The 25,291-nt window shown below is 67.3% G+C and carries 29 protein-coding genes; all 29 read left to right on the top strand.

Going from position 1 to position 25,291, the window contains the following annotated elements; all coding sequences use genetic code 11:
* The first annotated feature begins 14 nt into the window (after positions 1-14).
* Entirely contained in the window at positions 15-365 is a 351-nt protein-coding gene (locus RTU05_RS03430) for a hypothetical protein (protein ID WP_312595712.1), read from the top strand.
* Positions 362-1,216, top strand: coding sequence for a DUF6551 family protein (locus tag RTU05_RS03425; protein ID WP_312595710.1), 855 nt, complete (start codon positions 362-364; stop codon positions 1,214-1,216). The genes RTU05_RS03430 and RTU05_RS03425 overlap by 4 nt, the downstream gene beginning before the upstream one ends.
* The gene (locus RTU05_RS03420; protein WP_312595708.1) at positions 1,200-1,604 is read left to right on the top strand and encodes a winged helix-turn-helix domain-containing protein; all 405 of its coding nucleotides are present in this window, start codon (positions 1,200-1,202) and stop codon (positions 1,602-1,604) included. The genes RTU05_RS03425 and RTU05_RS03420 overlap by 17 nt, the downstream gene beginning before the upstream one ends.
* Entirely contained in the window at positions 1,601-2,287 is a 687-nt protein-coding gene (locus RTU05_RS03415; protein WP_312595706.1) for a DNA methyltransferase, read from the top strand. Before RTU05_RS03420 ends, RTU05_RS03415 begins: the two co-directional genes overlap by 4 nt.
* Positions 2,287-2,547, top strand: coding sequence for a hypothetical protein (locus tag RTU05_RS03410; RefSeq protein WP_312595705.1), 261 nt, complete (start codon positions 2,287-2,289; stop codon positions 2,545-2,547). The genes RTU05_RS03415 and RTU05_RS03410 overlap by 1 nt, the downstream gene beginning before the upstream one ends.
* Positions 2,544-2,837 carry a hypothetical protein gene (locus RTU05_RS03405; RefSeq protein WP_312595704.1) on the top strand — a complete coding sequence of 98 codons (294 nt, stop codon included), beginning with the start codon at positions 2,544-2,546 and terminating at the stop codon, positions 2,835-2,837. Before RTU05_RS03410 ends, RTU05_RS03405 begins: the two co-directional genes overlap by 4 nt.
* The gene (locus tag RTU05_RS03400) at positions 2,834-4,132 is read left to right on the top strand and encodes a CHC2 zinc finger domain-containing protein (protein ID WP_312595703.1); all 1,299 of its coding nucleotides are present in this window, start codon (positions 2,834-2,836) and stop codon (positions 4,130-4,132) included. Before RTU05_RS03405 ends, RTU05_RS03400 begins: the two co-directional genes overlap by 4 nt.
* Positions 4,133-5,995: a hypothetical protein gene (locus RTU05_RS03395; RefSeq protein WP_312595702.1), complete on the top strand. Its 1,863-nt coding sequence runs from the start codon at positions 4,133-4,135 to the stop codon at positions 5,993-5,995.
* 216 nt (positions 5,996-6,211) lie between these two features.
* Positions 6,212-6,790 carry a transcription termination/antitermination NusG family protein gene (locus RTU05_RS03390; protein ID WP_312595701.1) on the top strand — a complete coding sequence of 193 codons (579 nt, stop codon included), beginning with the start codon at positions 6,212-6,214 and terminating at the stop codon, positions 6,788-6,790.
* Positions 6,791-7,019: 229 nt separating this feature from the next.
* Positions 7,020-7,601, top strand: a complete 582-nt coding sequence (locus tag RTU05_RS03385; RefSeq protein ID WP_312595700.1) for a hypothetical protein — start codon at positions 7,020-7,022, stop codon at positions 7,599-7,601.
* Positions 7,601-9,700: a terminase gpA endonuclease subunit gene (locus RTU05_RS03380; RefSeq protein ID WP_312595699.1), complete on the top strand. Its 2,100-nt coding sequence runs from the start codon at positions 7,601-7,603 to the stop codon at positions 9,698-9,700. Before RTU05_RS03385 ends, RTU05_RS03380 begins: the two co-directional genes overlap by 1 nt.
* Positions 9,700-9,930, top strand: coding sequence for a gpW family head-tail joining protein (gene gpW / locus RTU05_RS03375; protein ID WP_312595698.1), 231 nt, complete (start codon positions 9,700-9,702; stop codon positions 9,928-9,930). Before RTU05_RS03380 ends, gpW begins: the two co-directional genes overlap by 1 nt.
* Positions 9,931-10,091: 161 nt before the next feature.
* The gene (locus RTU05_RS03370) at positions 10,092-10,595 is read left to right on the top strand and encodes a hypothetical protein (protein WP_312595697.1); all 504 of its coding nucleotides are present in this window, start codon (positions 10,092-10,094) and stop codon (positions 10,593-10,595) included.
* Positions 10,596-10,696: 101 nt separating this feature from the next.
* Positions 10,697-12,265 carry a phage portal protein gene (locus tag RTU05_RS03365; RefSeq protein ID WP_312595696.1) on the top strand — a complete coding sequence of 523 codons (1,569 nt, stop codon included), beginning with the start codon at positions 10,697-10,699 and terminating at the stop codon, positions 12,263-12,265.
* A 13-nt stretch (positions 12,266-12,278) separates the two neighbouring features.
* A complete protein-coding gene (locus RTU05_RS03360; protein WP_312595693.1) occupies positions 12,279-13,859 on the top strand; it encodes a S49 family peptidase in 1,581 nt (526 codons plus the stop codon).
* 66 nt (positions 13,860-13,925) lie between these two features.
* A complete protein-coding gene (locus RTU05_RS03355; RefSeq protein WP_312595691.1) occupies positions 13,926-14,612 on the top strand; it encodes a head decoration protein in 687 nt (228 codons plus the stop codon).
* Between the two features lie 64 nt (positions 14,613-14,676).
* Positions 14,677-15,753 (top strand): major capsid protein, encoded by a 1,077-nt coding sequence (locus RTU05_RS03350; RefSeq protein ID WP_312595689.1) that lies wholly within the window; start codon positions 14,677-14,679, stop codon positions 15,751-15,753.
* Between the two features lie 25 nt (positions 15,754-15,778).
* Positions 15,779-16,111 (top strand): hypothetical protein, encoded by a 333-nt coding sequence (locus RTU05_RS03345; protein ID WP_312595687.1) that lies wholly within the window; start codon positions 15,779-15,781, stop codon positions 16,109-16,111.
* Positions 16,108-16,830 carry a DUF6441 family protein gene (locus RTU05_RS03340; RefSeq protein WP_312595686.1) on the top strand — a complete coding sequence of 241 codons (723 nt, stop codon included), beginning with the start codon at positions 16,108-16,110 and terminating at the stop codon, positions 16,828-16,830. Before RTU05_RS03345 ends, RTU05_RS03340 begins: the two co-directional genes overlap by 4 nt.
* The gene (locus RTU05_RS03335) at positions 16,823-17,287 is read left to right on the top strand and encodes a hypothetical protein (protein WP_312595684.1); all 465 of its coding nucleotides are present in this window, start codon (positions 16,823-16,825) and stop codon (positions 17,285-17,287) included. Before RTU05_RS03340 ends, RTU05_RS03335 begins: the two co-directional genes overlap by 8 nt.
* Positions 17,288-17,299: 12 nt before the next feature.
* Positions 17,300-17,503, top strand: coding sequence for a hypothetical protein (locus RTU05_RS03330; RefSeq protein ID WP_312595682.1), 204 nt, complete (start codon positions 17,300-17,302; stop codon positions 17,501-17,503).
* A 3-nt stretch (positions 17,504-17,506) separates the two neighbouring features.
* The gene (locus RTU05_RS03325) at positions 17,507-18,475 is read left to right on the top strand and encodes a phage tail tube protein (RefSeq protein WP_312595680.1); all 969 of its coding nucleotides are present in this window, start codon (positions 17,507-17,509) and stop codon (positions 18,473-18,475) included.
* A complete protein-coding gene (locus tag RTU05_RS03320) occupies positions 18,472-18,975 on the top strand; it encodes a hypothetical protein (RefSeq protein ID WP_312595678.1) in 504 nt (167 codons plus the stop codon). Before RTU05_RS03325 ends, RTU05_RS03320 begins: the two co-directional genes overlap by 4 nt.
* Before the next feature lie 119 nt (positions 18,976-19,094).
* Positions 19,095-19,334 carry a hypothetical protein gene (locus tag RTU05_RS03315; RefSeq protein WP_312595676.1) on the top strand — a complete coding sequence of 80 codons (240 nt, stop codon included), beginning with the start codon at positions 19,095-19,097 and terminating at the stop codon, positions 19,332-19,334.
* Entirely contained in the window at positions 19,327-21,660 is a 2,334-nt protein-coding gene (locus RTU05_RS03310; protein ID WP_312595675.1) for a hypothetical protein, read from the top strand. Before RTU05_RS03315 ends, RTU05_RS03310 begins: the two co-directional genes overlap by 8 nt.
* Positions 21,660-22,235 carry a hypothetical protein gene (locus RTU05_RS03305; RefSeq protein ID WP_312595673.1) on the top strand — a complete coding sequence of 192 codons (576 nt, stop codon included), beginning with the start codon at positions 21,660-21,662 and terminating at the stop codon, positions 22,233-22,235. Before RTU05_RS03310 ends, RTU05_RS03305 begins: the two co-directional genes overlap by 1 nt.
* A complete protein-coding gene (locus RTU05_RS03300) occupies positions 22,235-22,870 on the top strand; it encodes a hypothetical protein (RefSeq protein WP_312595671.1) in 636 nt (211 codons plus the stop codon). The genes RTU05_RS03305 and RTU05_RS03300 overlap by 1 nt, the downstream gene beginning before the upstream one ends.
* 11 nt (positions 22,871-22,881) lie before the next feature.
* A complete protein-coding gene (locus tag RTU05_RS03295; RefSeq protein WP_312595669.1) occupies positions 22,882-23,307 on the top strand; it encodes a DUF6950 family protein in 426 nt (141 codons plus the stop codon).
* Positions 23,308-25,291 (top strand): hypothetical protein (locus RTU05_RS03290; protein WP_312595667.1); only part of this gene is annotated, 1,984 nt, incomplete at its 3' end. It lies immediately after the preceding gene.

The following is a 25,291-nucleotide window of genomic DNA, read 5'->3' as shown; positions in this document are numbered from 1 at the left end:
CGGCGGGCCAAGGCATGAGCCGCTACGGCCGCCTGGCGAAGGCTCCCGACAATCGGTTCACGCCGGAAGACGCCGCGTGCTGGCGCGACCTGATCGCGGCGTCCGGCAAGGCGGCGCGCGGGCTGGCGACGGCCGCCGTGCCCGAGCTGCAGCGCGTGACCAATGCGGCCAAGAACGCCTGCGCGCCTGGCGTCGTGACCCGCGAAAACCCGTGCGTGATCCTGGTGCGTCTGGCGCGTCGATACTGCGCAGAGACAGCGGCCGGACGCAGAGATCTGCAGGCCGAGCTGGCGACGGCGGCCGAGGCAGCTGAAGCGGCCATCGAGGCCGGGCAACCGCGTCGCCGCAAGGATATCGACGGATGAGCGACGTTCTCGAGGCCCCCGAAACCCACGTCCTGCGCGGCGTGCGACCGATCAACCTTATGGGCGTCGACGTCGCCTCTGCGGAGGCGGCCAAGCCTGAATTCGAATGGGTAGATCCCGGCGTGCTGCTGGTCGACGACGGCTATCAGCGCAACCTGTCGGAACGGTCCGTAAAGCTGGTCCGCAAGATCTGCGGGAGCTGGGACTGGCGCCGGTTCAAGCCGCCCGTCTGCGCCCGGACCGACCGAGGCCTGGAAGTGATCGATGGCCAGCACACCGCCATCGCCGCCTGTAGCCATCCGGGCGTCACCGAGATCCCGGTGATGGTGGTGGTCGCCGCGTCGCGCAGCGATCGGGCGCAGAGCTTCATCGGTCACAATCGCGACCGCCTGAACATCACGCCCATGCAGATGCATTTCGCCGCCGCCGCCGCCGGCGACGAGGATGCCCAGGACATCGATCGCGTCTGCGAGCGCGCCGGGGTGAAGCTGCTGAAATCGACGCCGGGCAATGGCGCCTGGAAGCCCGGCGAGACGGTCGCCGTCAAGGCCATCGGCGCGCTGATCAACCGACGCGGCGTCGTCCGGGCGCGCGAGGTCCTGGAAGTCCTGATCAAGGGCCAGGCCACGCCGATCAGCACCGTCCAGATCCGCGCGGTCGAATGCCTGCTGCATGACGACGAGTATCGCGAGGACATCGATGCGGACGGCATCGTCAATGCGATGCTGAAGCTCGGCTTCATTGCCGACCAGGAGGCGGCGGTGTTCGCCGCAACGCACAAGGTGCCGATCTTCCGCGCCCTGGCCATCGTCCTGTTCCGAAAGGGCAAGCGGCGTGCACGACGGGCCTGAAGCGACCGACCGCGAACTGGCGCTGATGGCGGCGAACCGTCGGCTGCAGGATCGCGTCCAGGAGTTGGAAGAGGCCTTGGGGGTCTTGATCCTGCCGCCGCTGGAATGGGGCCTGACGAAGAACGAGAGCCGTCTGCTCGGCGTGCTGCTCGAGCGCGAGCTGGTGACCAAAGACACGGCCATGGCCGCCCTCTATCGCGATCGGGGCGAGCGCGAACCCGAGCTGAAGATCGTCGACGTCTTCATCTGCAAGGCGCGCAAGAAACTGAAGCCGTTCGGCATCGTGATCGATACGCGCTGGGGCGTCGGCTATTCGATGTCGGCCGCCTCGAAGGCGGCGGCGCGTCAGCAGATCGCGGCGTCGGCCGGCCTGGGCGTGGCCGCATGAACCGGGTCGAGGTCATCGGCCCGGCGACGCTGCACCTGGGCGACAGCTATGAGATCCTGCCGACGCTGGGCGAGCAGGACGCGGGCGTGTTCGATCCGCCCTATCGGTTTGCGACCTCGGGCGGCGGCCGGTTCCGCAAGGCGCGGCCGTCGATGGACCAGATCGCGGCCAAGGGCCTGGACCAGGGGTTCGACGACAGCATCGTCAGTCCCGCGCGGTTCCGATCGGTCGCGGTCTTCTGCCACAACGACCAGCTGGCCGAGCTGCTGCCGCGAATGACTGCCCGCTATCACCGCGCGGTCGTCTGCAGCTGGCACAAGAGCAATCCGCTGCCGGTGGCGAACAAACATTATCGGCCGGACACGGAGTTCTGGATCCACGCCTGGCTGGAGGGCGCGCATCCGGTCGGGACGCTGGCCGACAAGGCGCGCTGGATCCTGAGCGAAAGCGGCCGGTTCAGCGGCATCGATCATCCGACCGTCAAGCCCGATCCGGTGATGGACAAGGTGCTGGCGACGATCAACGCCGCCTCGATCTGCGATCCCTTCATGGGCAGCGGATCGACCGGCGTGGCGGCGATCAAGCGGGGGCTGCGGTTCGTCGGGATCGAGAAGGACCCGGCCTATTTCGACATCGCCTGCGCGCGGATCGCCCAGGCCGTCGGCCAGGCGGAGGCCGCCTGATGCCGAAGTGGCCCATGAAGATCGCGCCGGGATGCGACCTGACGCCGTTCAAGGCCAAGGTGCTGCGCCATGTGGCCGACGCCGGCGAAGCGGGCCTGTGCGCCGGTCCCCTGACGCCGGGCGGCACCTTGGGCGCCCTGAGCCAGTTCGGCCTGGTCGAACCTGCCGCCACCCCGGCGAACGACGTCCTGGGCGGCCGACGCTATCGCGTGACGGCCGAGGGCCGCGTTGTCATCCAGAAGCTGGGGGCACGCGGATGACGCGGCGCAAACCCAAGACCTATTGCGACGACTGGTCTTGCCCATCCCTGTGGGGGTGCGAGCGTTCCTGGGCGCGGGCGGAGGAATACTGGAACTTCGACCAGGACGACTTCGACCTTGGTCGCGTCTCCAATCGCAAGTTCGAACGTCGCAAGGGCGTAGATTCCTGCGACGACTATGAGCGTGCGACACCCAAGCCGTGGCTTGCCGACGTGTTCACCAGCCAGGTGCCGATGACCCCGCCCCAGCGCGGCTTCCAGCTTTACGGGATCAAGGGAGGTCGCGCGTGAGCGACGACCGCCTCTTTGACCAGGCCCGCGACGCCGTCCGCTGCGAGGACGTCGCCGATCGGCGCGTGAAGCTGCTGAAGGCCAAGGGCGGCTGGCGCGGCGTCTGTCCGTTCAAGGACTGCGGGTCGAACAGCAAACAGTCGCCCTTCTCGATCTTCGGCGACGGCCGGCGCTGGAAGTGCTGGAGCTGTGATCCGCGCGGCGGCGACGTGATCGATCTGGAGCATCGGTTGTTCGGCAAGGTCGATGAGACGGTGCGGGACGCAGCGCTGCGCCTGGTCGGCGGCATCGTCCAGGAGGAAAGCGACGAGGCGCGCGAACGGCGTGCGCAGGCGGCCGAGGCGCGCGAGCGGGCGGCCATGGAAGACGTGGCGTGGAAGGCCGCGCTGGGCGCCCGTTTATGGCGCGAAGGCCAGCCCGCCGCCGGCACCCTGGTCCAGACCTATTTCGAACATCGCGCCATTCGCGGACCGGTGCTGGCGCGCGCCCTGCAGATCGTTCGCTTCCACCCGGCCGCCTACCATAGCGGCGATCCCGAGGCGGGCGTGCGCCTGCCGGCCATGATCAATATCTGCATGACCCCGCTGGGACCGACCGGCGGCTTTCACGTCACCTACTTGGCCCCCAACGGCAAGGGGAAGACGCACCGCAAAGGCGCGAAGAAGATGTGGGGGCCGCAGGGCCTTTTCCTGCTGGCGCGCAAGGACGGCGGCTATGGGCCGCCGGCGCGCCCCGAGCGCGGTCATCGTCCCGAGGGCTATGTGATGCGGGGCGGTTACTGGCTAAGCCGCCCGGACGCACCTGGTCCGTTGGCTGTCGCCGAAGGCCAGGAGAACGCGGCGTCGCGCGCGATGATGCTGGCCGGGGACCTGAGCCTGCCGGTTCGCGCCGTGGCGGCCGGATCGCTGGACAGCCTGCAGGGCTTCGAGCTGCATGACGAGGACAACGCGCTAGTCGACGCCTGGGGCGGCCTGGGCGATCCGATGCGCCCGCCCTTCACCTGGCCCGAGGATCCCTGCGCCCCCTGGGGCGTGGTCGACATCGCCTGCGACAGCGACATGAGCCCGGTGACGGTCCAGGGGCGCAGCGGCCAGAACCGGGTCGGCAAGAGCCGCGTGATCGACATCCGCCGCGACGCCCATGAGCGGGCGCGGATCTGCGGCCGACTGGCGGTCGCCGCCTGGTGCGCGCGCCTGGGCCCAGACAGCAAAACCCGCGTGCGCGCCAGCCGGCCGCCCGAGGGCTTGGACTTCAACGATTTGATGAGAGCGGCCGAAGCCGTCGGGGATGCGTGAGTGACTGATACGAACGACGCCTATGTGGTCGAGCCTAACGATACGACCACGGGCTATGTCGATCCGGATGTGAAGGACTGTCCCGTCATCCCCTTGGGGTTCGTCGGCCGGGACATCGTGTTCGCCCTGCCCGAGGGCGAGATCCGGCGCGAACCGTCGGCGCGCATCTCGGCCATGCTGGCCACCGACGTCTACGCCAGCATCGCGGGGACGGCCTTCCTGACCAACTGGAAGTCGCCGGACGACGGCAAGATCCAGCTGCAGCCGGCTGCGCGCTGGCTGGTGCGCAAGTGTCGGGATCGCGGCATCTATGACGGCGATCGGCCGCAGCGCGGCTATGGCGTCTGGCCCACGGCCGATGGGCCGGTCGTGCATGTGGGCAACGCCGTGGGGCGGTGGCCCTTCAAGGACGACGCCTGGCGTCAGGTGTCGGACATGCTGCGCGAGGATGTGTCAGGGCCGATCTGGCTGCTGCGCCCCCCGACCCCCCGGCCGAAGAAGGCAGCGTCGGTCGCTGAAGCCGGCGCAATGCGCCAGGCGCTGGACCGATGGAATTTCGCACCGCTGGATCCGAAGGCGAGCGAGGGCGGATTGAGCGAGGCGGACGTCGTGTTCGGCCATCTGGGCGTCGTCCTGTTGGGCGCATGGCCCCGGTTTCGGCCGCACATCAACGTCAGTGGCGGCGCTGGGACCGGTAAGACCACCCTGTCGCGGCTGATGCAGGCGGCGGCGAGCGCCAACGCCGGCGAGTTGCTGGACAGTTTCACCGACGCGGGGATCCGCAACAGTCTGTCAGGCGAGGCGCGCGGCCTCTACCTGGACGAGGCCGAGCCCAGCACCGATGGCCAGCCGGGCCCGGTCGAGAAGGCGATGGAGGTGCTGCGCCGCATGTCCACGGGCGAGGGCAGCGCCGGCCGCAAGGGATCGATCAACGGCGGGGTGGCGGCGACCTCGGCCGTGGGCAGCGCCTATCTGGCCAGCATCTATCCCATCGCCCTGGGGGACGCGATGTCGTCGCGGATGGTCGAGGTGCGTCTGCGGCCGCTGGGCAAGGCCAAGGGCGGGGCCGACGAGGACTTGGAGGAGGCCATCGTCAAGGCGCGGGACCTGTCGCCCTCCCTGCTGGCCCGGGCGTTGAGGGAGGCGGCGCGGTTCCGGTCCGATGTCTCGATGCTGAAGAGCGCGCTGGGCGAGGGCGGTCAGGCGCCGCGCGCGGCCGACCTGATCGCGTCCCTGGCGGCCGGGCGGCGGCTGTTGCTGTTCGATGAGGCCCTGACGGCCGAGACAGCCAGGGCCGAGGTCGCCTTGTGGTCAGCGCTGGCCAGAGGGCGAGAGGAATCGTCATCGGCGCAGAACCCGGGCCAGGCGTGCCTGTCGAAGGTCTGGGCCATCAACTCGGGCCAGCATTCCCACGACCGCCATCTGTCCTTGGGCGAGCTGATCACCGAGGAGCTGGAAGCGCCTGGTGCGCGGGAGAAGGTGCTGAAGGCATGGGGGCTGAAGGTGGAGAATGGGCACGTGGGCGCCGATCGGGTGGGGCCGTGGCTGATCATCTCCAACAACCATCCGACCCTGGCCAGGGCCTTGGCCGGGACATCCTTCGCCAACTGGCGCGGCGTGCTGGAGCATCTGGCCGACCTTGGGCCGACCTATGCGCCCCAGCACCCGTCCGGCCCCGTGCGCTTCGGCATGCACCAAAGCCGGGCCATGGCGATCCCCCTCGCCCCCTGGTTGGAAAGGCCCGTCGCAATCGGGGCGGACCGCAATGCGGTGACGGCCTTTGAAGCGCCGAACTGGCACCGGGACGCGCCGGTGTCCCATGATTCGTCCCACGCGCCGTCCCATGGGGAAACCTATGAATAGCGGGGCTTTGAGGGCGCGGCGGGACAGTGGGACGCCTGGGACAAGCGAGCCTCCCCGTAGGCATGCGAGCGTGCGGACACATACGACGCCACAGGTGCGTCCCATGCGTCCCGCGCCGTCCCATGTTTCTTTTTATGCAGTCTTCCAATTAGTTAAGTGGGACAGCCTTGCGGGACACCGTGGGACGCCCATCCAGTCAAAGAAAGGGCCTACCCAGTGACCGCGTCCGCCGAACAATCCGCCCCTCAAGGCAAGCGCTGGTATGTCGTGGTCACCCACGTCAACCAGGAGCGGATGGCGCAATACCAGCTGAAGCAACAGGGCTTCGAGGTTTACCTGCCGATGGTCCCGCCTCCCCCTGGCGCTCGGGTCCGGAACGGCATCGCCCCTGCCAATCGCCCGATGATCCCGCGCTACCTGTTCGTGTCGATCGACCTGGACCAGGAGCGTTGGCGCGCTCTGTTCTCGACCATGGGCGTGACCGAGGTGATCATGCGCGGCACCGGCGAGGCCGCCCGGCCGAACCCGATCCCGTCGAAGTTCATCGAAGAGATCCAGTCACGCGAGGTGAACGGCCTTGTCGTGCTGAAGCACGGCGACCGTCAGGCCGAGGCCGCCCTGGCCGCTTCGCTGCCCAGCAAGTATCGCCGGGGCGACAAGCTGCGCTACACTGGACCGACTGCCGACTATGAGATGATCTTCGAAGAGATGGTTGACGGAAACCGGGCTGCGGTCCTATTCAAGTTGCTAGGGCGTGATTCGCGCCAGATCATTCCGCTGCCGTCAGGGACCTGACGCGCAGTGCGGTAGCCATCCAGCCCACCTCCATCCTGAACGACCCGCCAGCGCGACGCGAAGGCGGGTTTTTCAATGGAGATCAACCACTTGCACCGCGCCAACGGCTTCACGGGTCCTTCCCCCCGACCCAAACCGTATACGGGCAGCTGGGGCATGTTCGTTCCCTAGTGAGCGATGTTGCAGGCGGTGCAACAGGCGTTGCGGGCGCAACAGGGAGCGCAACGGCATGAGCAACGCCTTCCTCCTCGAAGCACCGAGCGCGAGCCGCTGGGTCAGCGTCAGCGAGGCCGCCCGGCTAGAGGGCGAGGCGGGCCGCGCCGTCAACAAATCGTCGATCTCGCGGTTCATCGATCGTAACCCCGACGTCCCGGTGCGACGTGACGCCCGCAATCGTGTGACGGAGGTCGACTATGAGGCGCTGGCCGTCGCCCGCGCCCAGTCGCTGTCCGTCCAGGATAGTCGCCCGGCCTTTAATGCCGCCCCCGCGCCGACGCCCGCCGCTCCCGTCGTCGGCTCGCGCAAGCGCGATCTGGAAGTCGAAAAGCTCGAGCTCGATCTGGCCGAGCGGAAAGGCGAGCTGTTATCGCGCGCTGCGACCAGCATGGCGATCGATGCCATCGGCGTCGCGTTCCTGCAGGGCCTCGAGCGCCGGCGCCGCACCTTGGCGACGCAGCTCGTCGGCATCAGTGAACAGCGCCCGATGGAGCTCGCGCTGAAGGCCGCCGACACGGCGTTGCTGAACGACCTGGTCGGCAAGCTGCAGAAGCTGGCCGGTGACATCGTCGAACCGGAGCAGGCAGCGGCCTAATGGCGCTGTTCACTAGCAGGGACATCGCCGCCCAGGCGGCTGCGCTCCTGCTCGGTTTGGCCACGGCGATCACGCCTGCGGCCGACGAGCAGATCAGCGCCTGGGCGAACGGCCGGGTGAACATTCCCGGCGAGACCGGCACGACGCGCGAAGGGCTGCTGTCCTGGGACGGCTTCGAGCCTTTGATCGAGCCGCTGGATCGCCTCCACCCCGACGATCCGGCGCGCACGGTGACCTTTGTCGGATCCGCGCAGATCGCCAAGACGACGATCGGCGTCATCGCCACCCTTTATTACTCGACGGCCATATCGCGGCCGTGGTGCGTAGCCCTTCCCAGCGCTGAAGAGGCCCTGAAGTATAACCGGACGAAGTGGCAGCCGCTGGTCGACTCCACGCCGGAGCTGAAGCGGAAGATCCGCGCGGTCACATCGCGCGACGAGCAGGGTTCGACCAGCACCTACAAGCGTTTCGCCGGCGGCTACGGCCAGTTCTTCGGAACCGAGACGGCCAAGGCGCTTCAGATGCTGACCTTCTGCCTAGTGGTGAAGGAGGAGACGCCGAACTGGAAGCTGTCGGTCGGCGACCGTGGCGACCCGCACAAACAGATCGCCATGCGCCAGCTGCAGTGGGAGCTCGCGGGTGCCAAGACGTTTCACAACTCGACGCCCGGCCTGGTGCGCCGCGACGAAGAGAACGGCGGCCAGCTGACCGGTTGCCCGGTGACGATGGATTTCCTGGCCGGGGACCAGCGCCGGCTCTATCTGCCCTGCCCGCACTGCGCGCATCTGCCCGGCGGCGTCCTTCTCCGGCTCGATCGCGACGCGATGATGGGCATCGCAAAGGGCGAGACGCCGCACTTCACCTGTCCCGGATGTGGCGCGGACATCGAGCACCGTCATAAGGCCGAGATGGTCGCGGCCTGCCATCCCTATCGAAACGCGCACGCCGTGCGCGGCGGCTGGATCCCGACCTTCCCGTCCGAGCTGGTCGACAACCCCGCCCCCGGCGCCTTCATCCGGGCCGACGAGTTCGACCAGTGGCGCGCCCGCCCAGTCGAAGGTCGCCAGCCCAGCTATCACGCTTGGCAGGTCGTTTCGGGCGCCGTCGACTGGGCGTTCATTGCGCAGCAGATCCGCGACGCGGAAGACGGCGACGAGAAGGACAAGATCGCGCTGCATCAGCAGATTTTCGGCGAGGCCTATGAAGTCACGATCCAGCAGGCGGACGTCGACAAGCTGTTGGATCGCCGGGATACGAAGTTCACGAAGGGCGTCGTTCCCTCGGGATATGAGATCGTCACCATCGCCGTCGACCTCAACGGCGACTGGGCGCAGTGGACCGCCTATGCCTGGGGGCCGGGGGCTGAGCATGTTCCCTTCGACAAGGGGCGCATCGATGGCAGCCCGCCCGACGCCAACATCTGGACCGAGATCGCGGCGCTGGAGCGCAGGATCTGGCCGCATGAAGATGGCGGATCGGTCGCCACCGAGGTCGTCGGCGTCGATTCCGGTTACGGCACCTATCACGTCTACGCCTACTGCTCCGCGCATGCGAAATCGAAGGCGCTGGATGGCGCCGACGGGTGGGGCCGGATGCCATTGCGAAAGGCGCAGCAGCGCCAGAAGCTCCAGGGCGATGACGGGACGATCGTTTCCTGTCGCACCTGGCGGGTCGGCACCTGGGATCTGAAGCGGGCGCTGCTCAACGAAGCGATCCCGCTGAGCCTGGAAGGTGACAAAGGCCTGCGTGCTCCCGGCCGTCCGCACTGGCCGGGTTGGCTGGAGCGAGATTTCTTTGAGGAGCTGACCGGCGAGGCCCTGGTCACCGTCCAGGACAGCAAGACCGGCGTGGTCAAGGACGAGGCCTGGGTTCGGGTTCGGCGTCGCAACGAAGAGATGGACCTCTGGGTCTATAACCGCGCCCTCGCCGCCTCGATCGGCATTGGCGTCCCCGGCGCGGAACCCGACTGGCTGGATCTTGCCCGGCGCCGCCAGACCGGCCAGGCCGGACTGGAAGAGTTGTGGGAACGGCCGACATCGAAACCCGCCGCCGGCGCGCCTGAAGCGCCACCTTCGGCGAAGAGCAAGTGGGACTTCTGATGGCGCTGTCGGTCGAAGAGCAAGCGATGTTGACGAAGTTCCGGGCCGCCTGGGCTGACCTGATCACGGGCAAGCAGGTCGCCAAGGTCAGCAGCGCCGGCCGCAACGTCGAATATACGAAGGCGGATCTGCCCAAGCTGGAACAGGCCATCGCCGACCTCGAGGCCAAGTCGCTCCTGCCCGCCGGCCAGACCGTGCGCCGGCGGGGCGCCCTCCGCTTCAGCCTATAGCCCCACACCCGCGCCCTATTCCTTACCGACCCGCCCCGGGTTTGAGGTCGGATCGGCGGTCCTGCGAGCAATCGTCAACACCGGGGGCGCGGGCGTCGAAAGGCGCGTCGTAGACCGGTGAAGGCCGTCACACCCGGACATCATCATCAACGGAGGCCATCATGAGCCGCACGACACGCACACCCTCGCCGGAAACGGCGCCGCCCGCCGAAGCGCATGGCGATATCGCCCTGACCGCCCTAAAGGATTTGCCTGCTGTCGGCGCGCTTCTGGCGTTGGTCACGGCCATGCTGGCGGTCGCTCGCTTCCCGAGTTCGCCCATGCCCGTGGCGCTGACGGATCGCCTGTCGGCAGCGCAGCAGGAGTTCGCCGCTGCATTGGACGGTCCGGCCTTCGCACCGCTGGCAGGCTTGGTCGATCTCAGCCAGGAACAGACTGGCGGCTATGACGATGCCTGGATCCGCGAACAGTTCGAAGCTTTCAACGCCGCCTTGAAGGATCGCTTCACGGGCGTGGATGAGGGCCTGCGAGCCGCCACCGACACGCTGACCGCACTGTCCGGCGCCGTTGATAAGATCAGCGAGCGCCTCGACAATCTGGATGCTCTCACGGAGCGCGTTTCGGCGATCGAAGCCGCCGCCGCGCCAGCTGACAAGAAGGCCTAAGCCGCCCCATGCGCGCGCCCCTGGCCCCCACCGGATTGGTCGCCCCTGACGGGCGATCAATCTCTCGCTTCGAAGTCGCTCGCGCTCGCGCAAGCGCCAGCGTGGCGACCACGGCTCCGGCCATGGCCGGGGGCTATCCGCTCGCCTATGAAGGCGCCGGAAGTGGCGGGACGTATTTCTCGGAATGGCCGGCGCACCTCCGCTCGGCAGACCGCGACCTCCTGCCAGCGCGCGGCGCACTCACCGCCCGCATCCGCGAGCGGATCCGCAACGACCCGGTCGCCGCCTCCTCCGTTCCGCGACGCGTGAACGCCGTTGTCGGCAAGGGTTGGCAGGTCAAATTCCGCCCCAACGCGCGCGCACTCGGCATCACGCTGGAAGCGGCGCGCCAGCTCGGCGCGGACCTAACGAACGAGTTCAAACTTTACGCCTACGGACACGCCTTTCAGTCCGACGCCGAACGCAAGCTGTCGTTCGGCCAGCAGCTGCGCCTGGCGGTCTGGCACCTGGCGGGCGCAGACGGCGAAGCGCTCGGTCTGGCGGAGTGGGCTGACGATGAGCAGACCCGCTATCGCACCCGGCTTCGCCTGGTCGATCCCGACCGCCTGACCAATCCGAACGGCCGTCCGGACAAGGACAATCTGCGCGCCGGCATCGAGACGAACTTCGCCGGCGTGCCGATGCGGTATTGGATCCGCGAGCGTCACCCGACCGACTTCGCCGGTCCCGGCCAGTTCAATTGGACCGGCTTTGAACGCTGGACCGAGTGGGGCCGCCCCCAGGTCTTCCACGTCTTCGAACCGCAGCGCGCCGGTCAGACGCGCGGCGTCAGCCGGTTCGCCTCGGTGCTGAAGAGTTTCCGCGCCCTGTCGAAGTTCACGGACGCCACCCTGCAGAGCGCCACGATCAACGCCCTGATCGTCGCCTTCATGAAGTCCAACTCCGGCCCCGAGGCCGTGAGCGAAAGCTTCGAAACGAAGGAGATGAAGAACCTCGAGGCTTGGCGCCAAGAGTATTACGAAAAGAACCCGATCAGCCTCGCCAGCGGCGCCACCGTGCCGGTCCTGCCCTACGGCGACGAACTGCAGCTGCAGACGGCCGCGAAGGACGTCGGCAGCTTCGACGCCTTCACCCGATCGATCCTGCGCCTGATCTCGGCCGCGCTGGGCCAGACCTATGAGGAAGTCACGATGGACTTCTCGCAGGTGAACTATTCGTCGGCCCGCGCCGCCATGGTCCACGCCTGGTCCGACACCGTGGCCATGATGGGCCTGCTGGAAGATCAGCTCGTCCGCCCCTTCGTCGTCGCCTGGGCGGAAGAGGCCTTTGACCGTGGCTATGTCCAGGTGCCCGAGGGCGCGCCTGATTTCTATGACGCGATCGACGCCTACTGCCAGATCCACTGCATCGGCCCCGGCCGGGGCTACATCGATCCGACGAAGGAAATCGACGCGGCCGCCGCGCGCGTCGAGGCCGGCCAATCGACCCTGGAAGACGAGTGCAACGACCAGGGCCGCGACTGGGAAGAAGTCATGGAGCAGCGCGCTCGCGAGCTGGCCAAGGCTGAAGAACTGGGACTGACGGCGCATGGCGGCGCGGCGCTGGTCAAGGTCGCCGATCGCTCACGTGACCCCGCCCATGACGCCGCGCTGGACGCTCGCGCGGCCTGATCGAAAGACAGACATGACCGACATCGCTCTCCTGGCCTCGCGTTACGCGGGCCGGCCCTTGCTGATGACCGCTGAGGCGGCCGAGCAGCTGGCGCACCGCATCCGCACGATCGACGCCCGCGCCTTCGAACGTCCCGGTCGGATCAGCGCCCTGCTGCGCCGCGTCGGCCTGTCCAATGGCGGCAAGGCCGATGTCGGCCTGGAGAGGCGCACGCCGTTCGCCATGCACGATGACGACGTCGAGCCGACCATCCCCATGGAAGAGCAGCTGGCCTACTCGCCGCGTTGGCTGGGCGATGTCGAGGACACCGGCTTCTGCTGGTCGTTGAAGGACGGCGTGGCGCTGATCTGCTGCGATACCGTCCTGGTCGAACGCGGCGACGAGTTCTGCGGCCAGGTCTGGCACGGCTATGACACCCTGTTGCTGGCCATGCGCGAGGCCATGGCCGACGCTCGGGTTCGCGGGATCTTCCTGGTCCTGGACACGCCCGGCGGCGTCGCCGGCAGCGGCCTGCCGGAACTAGCGGCCTACATGCGCAGCGCGCGCGAGGCCGCCGGCGGCAAGCCGATCTGGGTCTATGCCCGCATGGCCTGCTCGGCCGGCTATTGGATCTTGGCGTCAGGCGACCACGCGATCGCGGGCCAGTTCGCCTACGTCGGATCGTGCGGCGCCGTCGTCGGCCACGAAAACCACAGCGCGGCTCTGAACAAGGCCGGCATCGAGATCACCACTATCGAGTTCCCCGAAGGGGCGCTGAAGACCGAGGGCGGCCGCTGGAAGGCGCTCAGCGACGCCGGCCGCGCCGCCTGGCAGGCCGACATCAATGAGCTGGGCCAGACCTTCTTCGCCGACCTCGAGGCCGGCCGCCCTCAACTGACCAACGAGAAGCTGATGGCCCTGCGCGCGGACGCCTTCATGGCGCAGCACGCCGACCCGGAGCGCTCCGGCCTGGCGCTCGGCCTGGTCGACGCCATCGCGACCGAGGAGGAGGCCTTCGCCCAGCTGGTCGCCCACGTTTCCGCCCCTGCGGACGAGACAAAACCCGCCGCCGCGTCAGGGGCGCGCGCGGCAACTGCAGCCAAGGAGGCCGTCATGGCCCAGCCCACCCGCAAGCCCGCTGCGGCCGCCCAGGTCGCCCAAGCCCAGAAGGCGTTCTCACTCGCCAAGGCCAATCTCGCCAAGGCCAAGGCGAACGCCGCCGCTGATGTCACCAACGACGAGGATGAGGACGCCGACGCCGCAGACCCGGCCAAGTCCGACACCGATGAGGCGGACGACGAGCAGGACGATCCCGAAAGCGAGAGCGATGAAGACGACAAGGAAGACAAGCCTTCCGACGCCGTCGCCATCGCCAGCTCGGCCGAGGCCAAGGCGCATCCCGCCATGGCCACCGCTGCGATCGCATCGGGTCAGACCCTCGCCCAGTTCAAGGCCAGCGTCGGCGCCATGGCCAACGGCCGCACCGGGCGTCTCGACGCCGCCATGGCGAACGCCCGGCGTCTCAAGCCTGACGCCACGAAGTCCGCGAGCGGCATGAGCGCCTCGATCGCGGCCCGCATCGAGAAGAATCGCGGGGCCAAGGCCTCGGCCTGACCCGTCCAGCCGGCCGGAGCTGGTCTCGATCCGGTCATTCCCTGACCCCTGACATAGGAGGCCGTCATGAAGGCCTATTCTTTCGAGACCGGGCTTTCCGGCCTCAGCGACTTCATCCATTCGGAATATGATCCGACGTTCACGACCGACAAGCGCACGCTTGCGGCCGGCGTCGGAACGGTCCGAGCCCTGGCCCGGTTCGCTCTGGTCGCCAGCATTCCGACCGGCGCTGCGACGGTCACGGCCGGCGCGGTTGTCGGCACCGGCAACGGCGCCGTCAACGCCTTGACCGCCGACGCCGGCGCACCGGCCGGCGTCTATCAAGTCCTGTTCATCGAGCCTGCCGCCAATGCGGGCACCTTCCAGGTGATCCGCCCGGATGGATCGATCGACGGCACCGGCAACGTGGGTGTCGCCTACAACGGCACGATCAACTTCACCCAGGCCGACGGCGCCACCGACTTCGTCGCCGGCGACCGACGGGAGATCACCGTCGCCTATGCGCCGGGATCGACGAAGGACGTGGCCTGGTCGCCGACCGCTACCGACGGATCGCAGGTGATCAGCGGCGTCAACCTGTTCGCAGCCGAGGCTCCGATCGGGACGGACGTCGAGATCACCGTGCTGGCGCGCGGCCCCGTCGTCGCCCGCCGTGAGGCCATCGCCTGGCCGGCCGGCACGACCGACCTGCAGAAGACCGCCGCTTACGCGCGGCTGGCGGCCCTGGGCATCCAGTGCCGCGTGTCCGGCTGACGGACGACTGACGGCCGCTCTCGGGGGGCCTTTCCTTCACACACCTTGAAAAGGAGGGCTCCCCATGGATCCCGAAGAACTGCTGAACAGCGGCGCAATGCTGCCGATCACCGCCGCCGAACATGCCGGCCTCATAAACTCCATCCCCGACACCTTCGGCCAGCTCAACGCTGATGGAATGTTCCCTGCGGAGGGGCTGTCCACGCCCTTCGTGCGGGTGGATATCCATGACGGCGTCATCACGGCCCTGCCGGTCACCGAGGGTGGCCGCCCCTCGACGATCGCGCGCCACGACGGCGGCCGCGCGGTGATTTTCCAGATCCCCAACGTCAGCCACGAAGACAGCGTCCTGGCCAACGATCTGCGCGACTGGCAGGCCTATGCGGCCCGGACGAACGTGCCGGACGAGGCGATCACGAACCGGGTCGAGACGCGTCACAAGCGCAATCGGCTGAAGTTCGACATCACCCGCGAAGTGATGAAGATGTCGGCGCTGAAGGGCCAGATCCGCGATGGCGCCAATACCCTGCTCTATGACCTGTATGACGTTTTCGGCGTCGAGAAGCGGGTGGTCTATTTCGACCTGGATGACCCGAACTTCGACGTCCCCGGCGCCATCGAGGAGATTATCGCCGGCACCGAGGACGGCCTGGTCAACGACACCATGGACGGCCTGGAATCGCGCATCTCGGCCAAGTTCTACAGCAAGATCATCTCGCACCCCTCGGTCGAGAAGTTCTTCGCCAACACGCCGGCCATGCTGCAGCTGCTGCTGAACCAGCAGCGCGAACGGTCGGCCGAGGGCTTCCGTCGCAAGATCGAGCTCAATGGCGTCGTCTTCCGCGAGTATCGCGCGAAGGTGAAGCTGTGGGGCGACGAAGGAACGACGCAGCTGCTGTCGGACACGCAGGGCGTCGCCTATCCGACCGGCACGATCGACGCGCACACCACCTATGCGGCCCCGCCGCTGGACGTGCGCGAACTGAACGGTTCGGTCGCCGGCGTCGATGACCTGGTCCACTTCTCGGAAGAGGTCATGAAGCACGGCGCGGGTCTGGAATGGAAATACCAGATGAACGCCCTGCCGATCTGGAAGAAGCCCGCCCTGCTGACCGAGCTTCGCTACGGCGAAGAGCCCTGATCGGCTGACCGGCCAGGAGATCGTCATGAACTTCAGCGACCACCTGGCCGGCCTCGATCTCGCGATCGAGGACCATCTTTGCGACGACGCCCTCTATCTGGTGGAGGGCGTCGCTCCGCTTCCGGTGCGACTGCAGCTGGACCAGCCCGACAGCGCCGACCGACTTCAGGTCATGGGCTTCGTCCGCTCTCGTCCCGTGATCACCATCCTCAAGGCAGCTGTGCCTGGCCTGCGCGAAGATCACCGCTTCCAGATGGTTCTGGCCGGCGGCGTCCTGGGCGACATCTGGCAAGTGGCCGAGGCCCCGACCGCGCCCGGCGATGGTCGCTGGTGGGTCGTCGAGGTTATGCCGGGGTGACCACCTTCGCTCAGCTGAAGGCGGCGCTGGTCGGAGACTTCGACAAGGAAACAGGCGCCGCGCTTCAACACGTCGAGGGCGCCATCCAGTCCGCCCTGTTCGATTACGCCGGCGACACCCAGACGAAGTGGCGACAGGACGTCGCCCAGTCCGGCCTTCGAAACGCCGGTCGGATGACGAAAACGATCCGGCTGCGCAAATACAAGAACCGGGGGCTGAACCCCGCCGCCCAGGTCTATTCCACCTTCCCGATCCTGCAGCGCGCCTTCGAGCAGGCGACGACCGTGCGGTCACCCAACGGACATTTCCTTCTCATCCCCAACCCAGACGTCTGGCCGGCCGGCCGCGTCGTGCGGCCGGGGGGACGCAGCGGTCAGCGCAACAACACCCTGGCCATCGCCGAAGCGCGCTTTGGACCGCTGCGTCTGATCTATCGCCAAGGCCAGGCCTCGCTGCTGGTCGCCGAAGCGCGGTCCAGCGCGTCCCGCCCGGGCTCGTTTCGCAAAGCCAGCGCGACCGCCCTTCGCACCGGCAACGGCCTGACCACCATCGTCGTCTTCTACCTGGTCAAGGAAGCCCGCCTGCCTCGGATGCTGCGCGGCAACGTCATCCGCGAGCGCGCCCAGCGCAACGCCGCCGCCGCCGTCGACAGGCTGTTCATTCGCTACTTCGAACAGCCCGCCAGCCAGGGCCTTCTGACGGGACCGAGCAATGATTGAACCCGCCTATCAGCAGCTGGCCGCCAGCATCGCAGACGCCCTGATCTCGGCCGGCTTCATCGTCGCCGTCGGCGACCTGAAGATCGACCCGCCGGCGCCCTTCACCCCGACCGGCGACGAACGATCGCTCGTCCAGGCGGCGGCCTTGGTGAAGGTTCGAACCGCCCCCGTTCGGCAACTGCTGGGCGGCCCGAGGGTCCGTTACGTCGTCGAACGGCAATGCCAGCTGGAACTGGCGATCTGGGGCCCGGAGCGACTCCGCCGCGAGAGCAAGGTGGCGGACGCCCTGTTCGCCCTCGCTCTTCTTCAGGACGATGACCCGACCCTGTCGGGGAAGGCCGAGCGCCTGGTCCTTGGCGAGCAGACCGATGACGAGCTGCCGCCGAACGGCGTCAGCTTCCTGATCACCTTCACCATCCGCGTCCGCTCGGGCGACGCGCTGGGCCGCACCCCCTGACCGGAGCCTGACATGACCACGGAAAACGACACCCAACCCGACGCCCCGAACAAGCCCGGCCCCAAGCCCAGGCTGGTCTGGATCGTCACCCCAGAGGCCGGCCTGCATCAGGTCAACGCCAGCGCCGTCGACGGCGCGATTTCCAACGACAAGGGCCGCCGCGCGACCGAGCGCGACCTGGCCATCGCCGGCGTCATCGACGCCCAGGAGGACTGATCCATGCCCGCTGATGTCTGGTATGGCGGCGACTGCGAAACCCGCATCGGCCGCCGCGCGAACCTGCAGACGGCGCCGACCGTCTGGCAGAACTTCGAGTTCCTGTCCCTGACCATCACGCCGGCGCAGGAATGGCGCGAGCGGAACAAGCTGGGCAATCCCGGCATCCGCAAGAATGTCTTGGATCCAACGCGGCCGCGTAAGGGCTTCTTCCGTCTGACGGGAGAGCTGGTCGTCGACGCCGACACGCGCCAGCTGCCGTTGCTGCTGCGGGCCGCCATGGGCCCGCCGGCGGCGCCTGTCGCCAACGGTCCGCTGTTCGACCACCTGTTCGAAAGCGGATCCAAGACGGAACAGTATTTCGATCTGGCCGTCCGCGTCGGCGAGAACGACGTGCGGGTGTATGAAGGCCTGACCCTGTCGCAGCTCTCGACCCAGTTCACGGGCGAGAACACCCAGGACTTCAACCTGAACGTCAGCCTCGCGGGCCTGCGCCGGAAGACGCTGACCGCCTTCCCCGACGGCGATGTCACCGCCGTTCCGACCGAGGCGCCCATCCTGCGCGCCCTGTTCGAGGTCGACGACGTCGCCGCCGGCAACATGTTGTCGGGCTCGTTCAGCTTCAGCCGTCAGCTGCAGGAGGGCATCTTCCTCAGCGCCACCCCTTCGGTGTCCAGCCTGCGGCCGAACGGCGCGCAGCACTCCGGCTCGGCCTCGTTCCGCGCGATCGGCGCCGTGTTCGACCAGATGGAAGAGGAAGAGGACACCTTCGCCGCCAGCTTCCGCATGCTGGGCGTCGAGAGCGGTCACCTGATCAAGCTGCGCCACCCCCAGGCGCTGTTGGCGCCCAGTGCGACCCCGATCACCGGTCCCGGTCAGATCGAGCGCACCATCAACTGGTCGCCTTATCAGACGGCGGCGGCGGCGGCGGCGCAGATCATCGTCACCAATGACGTGGCGGCCTACGCATGATCCGCGTCGCCTTAAAGAAGGATCCGGTCACAAAGGCTCTGGTCGGTCAATATCGCGGCGCCACCATCACAGTCCGGCGGCTGCGCACGCCGGAATGGACCCGCGCACGGTCGGCTGCCCAGGCGATCCTGCAGAATGATGCTGAGCTTCTGCCGCTCTTGGTCGAGCATGACCTCTTGCCGGAGGGCGGCGTGCGCGCCTGGAAGCGGATGCGTGACGACGATCCTTCCAGCTATGCCAGCTTCATCAGCGGCGTGTCTGGATGGTTGACCGCTGTCGAATGTGCGTTGGTCGGCGTTTCCGGTTGGGAAGGCTTTGCGACCGATGACGGCGTTCCCGCGCCGATCACACGCGAAGTGCTTCAGGCCCTGTTTCTCGACGAGGCGTTAAGCGACCAGGTGATGGCGGTCCTGACGGAGGCGGCTCTGCTGTTGATCGTCGAGGGGGAGCCCTTCGGGGCCTCGCCGACTGGTTCTTCGGCGCCAGGGACGACGGCGTAGGCCCCGACCACTGTTTCAACTGCCAAAAGGTCGCCGCGCCCTGCAGCCAGGGCGTCGCGATCAAAGGGCGTCGATGCCCGCGTTTCGAACACGCCTGCCGCACGGTCGAAGGGGCGGAGGTGTGGGACGCCGTTCAGCGCTCCGGCGCCTGGACGGGCGGGGGCATGACGCCGCGCCGCATTGATCGCCATGGCGTTCGCGCCCGGATGGGCCATGCGCCGGCGTGGATCGTGGAGACGCTGCTGGACGCCTTCGAGCCCGCCGCCCTGCGCGCCGCGAGCGTGGCCGAGAAGAAGCGCGAAAAGACTGAACGACGCGCACGGCGTGCGCCCGACCAGAAGGATAACGACGATGACTGACGCCACGGCCGGACGCAGCGGCGTCGGGATCCGCCTGTATGTCGCCGGCGGCGAGGTGGTGAAGCGCACCTTCGACCAGGTCGGCGACAGCGGAAAGAAGATGTGGGCCGAGATCGCCCTGGGCGAACGGGCTGCGAACCCGGCGGTTCGCGCGCTTTCGCTTGGCGCTGGCGAAGCGAAACAGGGCTTCGAAGGCCTCGCCGCACGTGTCGGGCCGGCCGGCACGGCTCTCAGCGCATTCGGGTTTGCGGGTCTGGCGGTCGCCGCGACGCTGGGCGGATTGGCCGTCGCGCTGGTGAAGGTCCGAGACGGCATGGCGTTCGCGGCGGAGTTGACGGATGTCTCCGACCGCATCGGTATCGGCGCGGAGTCTCTTCAAGAGTGGCGCTACGTCGCCGACGAAGCGGGCGTCTCTGTTGAGAGCCTTCAAGGGAATATGGAGAAACTCAACGGCGTCGTCGGAGCGTTCAAGGCGGGCATCGGGGATGCCAAGCTCAAGCCCGTTTTTGAGGAGCTGGGCATCACGAAGGCCCAGCTTCAAAACGTCAGCACGGCAGACGACATGCTGATACTGCTGGCCGATACCCTGGGTCAGGTGAAGGACCGCGCCACTCAGGTGAAATTCGCGAGGACGCTTGGCGTCGAAGAAGCGCTCCCCATCATCCGCCTGGGGTCGGAGCGTATTCGCGAACTCTCCAATGAGGCGCGGGATCTCGGCCTGGTCATGAGCGACGATGTGCGCGCCAAGTTCGACGAGGCGGACCGCGCGATGGAGCGTGCGCAGCAGCGTATCGAAATGGCCTTGAAGGTCGCCGTGGTCGATCTCGCGGATGATTTCGCCGGGCTGGTCGAGAACATCGCCGACGCGATCCAGTGGTTGAGCCGGCTCGATAGCGCGATGGACAACTATCGCATTGACGACAACCCGGCCACGCGGGCCGGAATGTGGGTCAACAGGCGCGTTCGCGATCTGGCGGCGGGACGGAACGCCGCTGAAAGTGAGGCCCGCTGGCATCCCTTGGGCTCGGACATCCTTGATCGGCTTGCCATGTTTCGGACGAGGCCTGGCGAGGTTTGGAATGAAGGCGGGGGCTTCGACCCGAAGGGCCATAGCGGGAAAAGCTCATCGTCGGCGGCGAACAAGGCTGCGAGGGAAGCCGAACAACGGCGTGAGCGAGCGGAGCGAGCGCAGCAGCAGCAAGAGCGACTGAATGACGACCTAGCGCGCTCCGTAAGTCTGGGGAACTTGTCGATCAACGATAAAGCTTCCAACGAGATCGCCGATCTTGAGCTCGAACGTGCGGCTCGGCTGCGTGAGATCGCCAGATCAGAGCAGGAGTATATTCGCTCGAAAGGGCTGCGTGGCCTGACCGAAGCGGAAGCCGAGCAACTGCGGGTCAGTCAGGAAGAGCTTCATCTTAAGAAGAAAGACATAATTGATTGGAACCGTCGGCGAGAGCTAGCAGCGCGCAGGATGAAGGACGACGAGGACGCCGCCCGGTCCGCGACCGAACTTCTGGACATCGATGCGCAGATGGTTCGCACTCAAGCCGAACGTCATCGCATCGAGCGCGAGATCCTGCTCGCGACGATCGAGATCGCCCGCAAACGCAAGGCCTTCGAGCTGGAGAACGACCCGGAGCTGGATGACCAGCAGCGCGGTCAGCAGATGGCGATTTTCAATCGCGGCGCGTCCCGCCGGGTCGAACTGTTCGACCATCAGGAGACGGAGCGCCTGCGGGCGCAGTTCAAGTCCTACGGCCGCGAAGTCACCGAGGCCATCCGCGAGGGTCGGATTGGCGAATATATCGGCGACCAGCTGAAGCAACGGTTGCTGGACGGCGCCCTGGACCAGCTCTTCAACCTGTTCAACGGCATGAAGTCTGGCGCTGGCGGCGCGGCGGGCGGCGGCGCTGGGAGCTGGCTGTCATCGGCATTCAACGTCGCCAAGTCGTTTTTCGGCGGCGGCCGGGCGGCCGGCGGCGGGGCCGAGGCCGGCCGCTTCTACCACACGGTGGAGCACGGTCGCCCCGAGCTGTTCATGATCGGTGGATCCGGACACGTCACCAGCGCCGTCGAGACGGCGCGGATGTTGCGCGAAACCATGGCCGAGACGAGTGGTGGATCCTCGCGCGTCTCTGGGCCGCCGATCGTTCACCAGACGCTGAAGTTCGACAACCGGGGGGCCGTCATGACATCCGACCTACTGCAGAACATGGAGGAAATGTCAGCCTCATCCGCGACGGCCAGCGTCGCGGCGTCGCGCGAAACCGTCCCGACCGACATGGCGCGCCGCCAGCGTTACACACTGAATCGGCGCCGCTGATGCCGATGATGCTGCCGATCACACCGCCCGCCGAGCAGGAGGTGAATCTGGTTTCCGCCAAGAACATGCTCATCCCCGCGTTCGGCGACGGCGAGCAGGAGCTGCTGCGCAAAGGGACGCGTTACGAAATCCAGTTCGACATGGGCGAGATGGATTATGTCGACGCCCTGGACTGGACCGACCTGACGACCGAAGGCGACACGGTCGTCATGGCAGTCTACCAGCCCGGCCTCGTCACGGGCGCGCCCGGCGCACCGCGCGTCAATGGCGGAGGGCAATCTGGACGGGGCCTGGCGATCGACGGCCTGGTCAACGGCTATACCGTTCGAAAAGGACAGTTCCTATCGGTCATCACACAGGGCCGCCGCTTCCTCTACCGCGCGCGCACGACGGTCGTCGCTAACGCCGGGGCGGTCCTTGTCCCGCTGCAAACCATGCTGCGTTTTCCGCCTGGCGATAACGACGTCGTCGAGCTGGAGCAGCCGATGATCGAGGGTTGGGCGCGTGATGTCTCGGGCCTGCGGATCATCGCCAACCACAATGTCACGGTGTCCTTCACGGTGAGAGAGCGCTGATGGACGCCAATCTGATCGCGGCCTTTCAGCGTCATGCCTTCATCAAGGCGACGCTGGTGCGGTTGGGCATGGCGGGCGGCGCTGTCGGCCTGACGGATGGCGGGTTTGTCGTCTTTGACGCTGGCGAAGGCGATGGGCCGGAACCCTATGTGTCGAACCACCCCGTTTACGGCGCCCTGGACACCGTCCCGGCGATCAAGGACGGCGCTGAAGCGCAGACCACTCGCATCGATCTGTCCCTCCTGCCGGCGTCCGATGCGGCCGCGGCCGCCCTCGCGTCGCCGACTACTCAGGGCACGCGGGTCCAGTGGTGGGAAGGCGCGATCGATCTGGACACCGGTCTTCTCATTGGCATCCCGGAACTGAAGTTCGACGGCGAGATCGATAAGGCGCGCTTCCAGGTCAGCGACAGCTGGAACCTAACGCTGGAATGCGGAACCCAGGCGGAGCGTCAGTTGGAGCCGAACGCCGATTGGCGGCTGAACAACGCCTTCCATCAGCTCATCTGGCCCGGCGAGCTCGGGCTGTCCTACGTCGACGGCGTCACCCGGAAGAAGGAGTGGCGCAGCCGCCCCGAAAACCCCGGCGTGTTCAAGCGGCTTCTGAAGTCGCTGGTCCCTCTGCTGCCCGACTGAGGTCATCCGACATGAATACGATGCTGAAACGGGCTGCGGCGACGCAGGCCTGCATGGACCGTTTCGCCTACAGGTCGATCGAGCCCGGCGTGCGCGATTGCGGCAAGCTGACGGCCCATGCGCTGCACAAACAGGGTCGATCGGCGAAGCTGCTGAACGCCTCGCGCCACAAGACCTGGCGTGGGGCGCTCGCCTACCTGAAGCGCAACAAGTTCGCCTCGCTGGTGGACCTGGTCGATGCGATGGGGCTGCAGCGCATTCCGCCGGCGGCGGCGCTGCCGGGCGACATCATCGCCATGCCGACGGACGAGGCCAACGGGTTCGGCTGCTCGCTGACCGTCGCCTTGGATAACGGGCGTGTCCTCGGCCTCAATCCGGCGTCCGATCAAATCGAGCCCATGATCCCCCATCTGTTCGTCTGCGCCTGGAGGGTCTGAGTGCCTCACCTTCTGCCCGCCGCCGCCAGCGCCATTGCGCAGGCCGCGCCTGCTGCTGCAGCGACGGCCGCCAAGGCCACCGTCATGGGCACGCTGAAGTCCGTCGCCTTCAACGCCCTGACCAGCCTCGCGATCAGCTCGGCCTTGTCGGTGTTTTCCCCGACGGTCGGCGCCTCTGCGCGCCAGGTCGAGTTCGTCATCGATCCCGATGGCCCGATTCCGTTCGCCGCCGGCCGCGTCGGCGTCTCAGGTTCCGTCGTTCACCGGGACACCTTCGGCCCGGACCTGATGTATTACGGGATCCCGTTCGTCCTGTCCGGCGCGGGGCCGATCACCGCCATCGAGTCCTTCATGGCGGACGACTACCCGATGGCGTTCGACGCCAACGGCGGCGCTGTCACCGAACCCTATCGTCAGGAGCTGTTTTTCCGCTCGGTGCTGGGCTTCCAGCCTGCGCCGGTCGCCCTGTCGACGCCGGGCGGTCTGAAAAAGGGCGCCACGCTTCCGGGCTGGACGGGGGCGCACAAGCTGTCGGGCAAGGCGGCCGGCCTCATCGTCATGGCCGAGAACTCCAAGGGCTCGGCCTTCCCGACCGGCGAGATCAAGCCGCTGATCCAGCTTCTCGGCCTGAAAGGCTGGGATCCGACGCTGGACAGCACCTATCCCGGCGGAGACGGCCCGTGCCGGCTCAATGACGCGTCGACGTGGGTGACCCTGACGTGTCCGATCCTCTGGGGCCTGAAGTGGGCGCTCGGCCTTTGGGAAGGGCCGTCGCTCAAAGGCGCGCCGGCGCACGACAGTCTGACGGATCATCAGGTCGGCGGTATCGGCGTGCGCCTGTCGGGGGTGGACGTGCCGGCGTTCGTGTCGGCCTCCAACATCGCCAAGGCGAACGGCTGGACCGTTTCGGCCTATCCGAACACGGACGACGACAAGCACCAGGTGCTGGAAACCTTCCTGCAATCCGGCGGTGCGACCTACGCCCAGCGGGCAGGCAAGATCAGTTGCATCAGCCGGGCCGCGCCGCGCGCCAGCCTGGTCACGATCTCGGCTCGCGACACGGCGGGGCCGCTGGAGATCGACACGGCCGCCAGCCGGATCGACCGCATCAACACGCTGCGCCCCCGGTTCTGGAGTCCGGCGCATCGTTGGCAGATGACCGCGATGACCGGCGAGGTCACCGCCCAGGCCTACCGCGACGAGGATGGCGGACGGACCCGCTCGCGCGGCATCGATTTTCCTTTCGTATCCGACGCTCGCCAGACCGGGCAGCTGGCCGCGCTGCAGATCGCTAACACCCGCGAGGGCATCGCCGGCGTCGTTCCGCTGAAGCCGCACCTGCAGCGCATCCGACCCGGCGACGCCTTCACCATCACCGAGCCGGGCTTCGTGCTGGATGGGCTGAAGTGCCTGTGCCTGAATACCGATTACGATGCCGCCACAGGCGTGGTTCGTGTGTCGTTCGTCAGCGAAACGGACGGCAAATATCCCTTCGCTCTGGGCCAAAATCCCACCCCGCCGTCGCCCCAGGTTCTGACGCCCGTGGATCCTCGCCACGTCACGCCGCCGGAAGCTGGCGACTGGACCATCACGCCGCGACCTCCGACCTCGGGCGGCGCGCAGCAGCCCGGCTTCGACCTTACAGGTTTTGTCTCCAACGCGACCGCGACCGCCATTATCGTCGAAACCGGTCCCAGCGCCGATGGGCCGTGGACACAGGCCTATCAGGGACCGCCGACGGTCACGAACATCCCGATCGACGGGCTGCAACCCGGCGCGACCTACTTCATCGCGATCCAGTATCAGCGGAACCAGAACTACTCCGAGCGCGAGGTTTTTGGACCGTTCACTGCTCCGAACCTGATCGCTGGCGACCTGTCGCCGGAAAGCCCGGTGCGGATCGCTGTCACCGAGATCACGGACCGGCTGGTCAGCGTCGAACAGATTTCGGCGACGAACGCGGCGGCCGTCGCGGATCTGGAAG

Source organism: Brevundimonas sp., from assembly GCF_032017145.1.
GTDB lineage: Bacteria > Pseudomonadota > Alphaproteobacteria > Caulobacterales > Caulobacteraceae > Brevundimonas.
The sequence above is the reverse complement of the archived record's forward strand: the minus strand, read 5'-3'. Positions and strand labels throughout refer to the sequence as shown.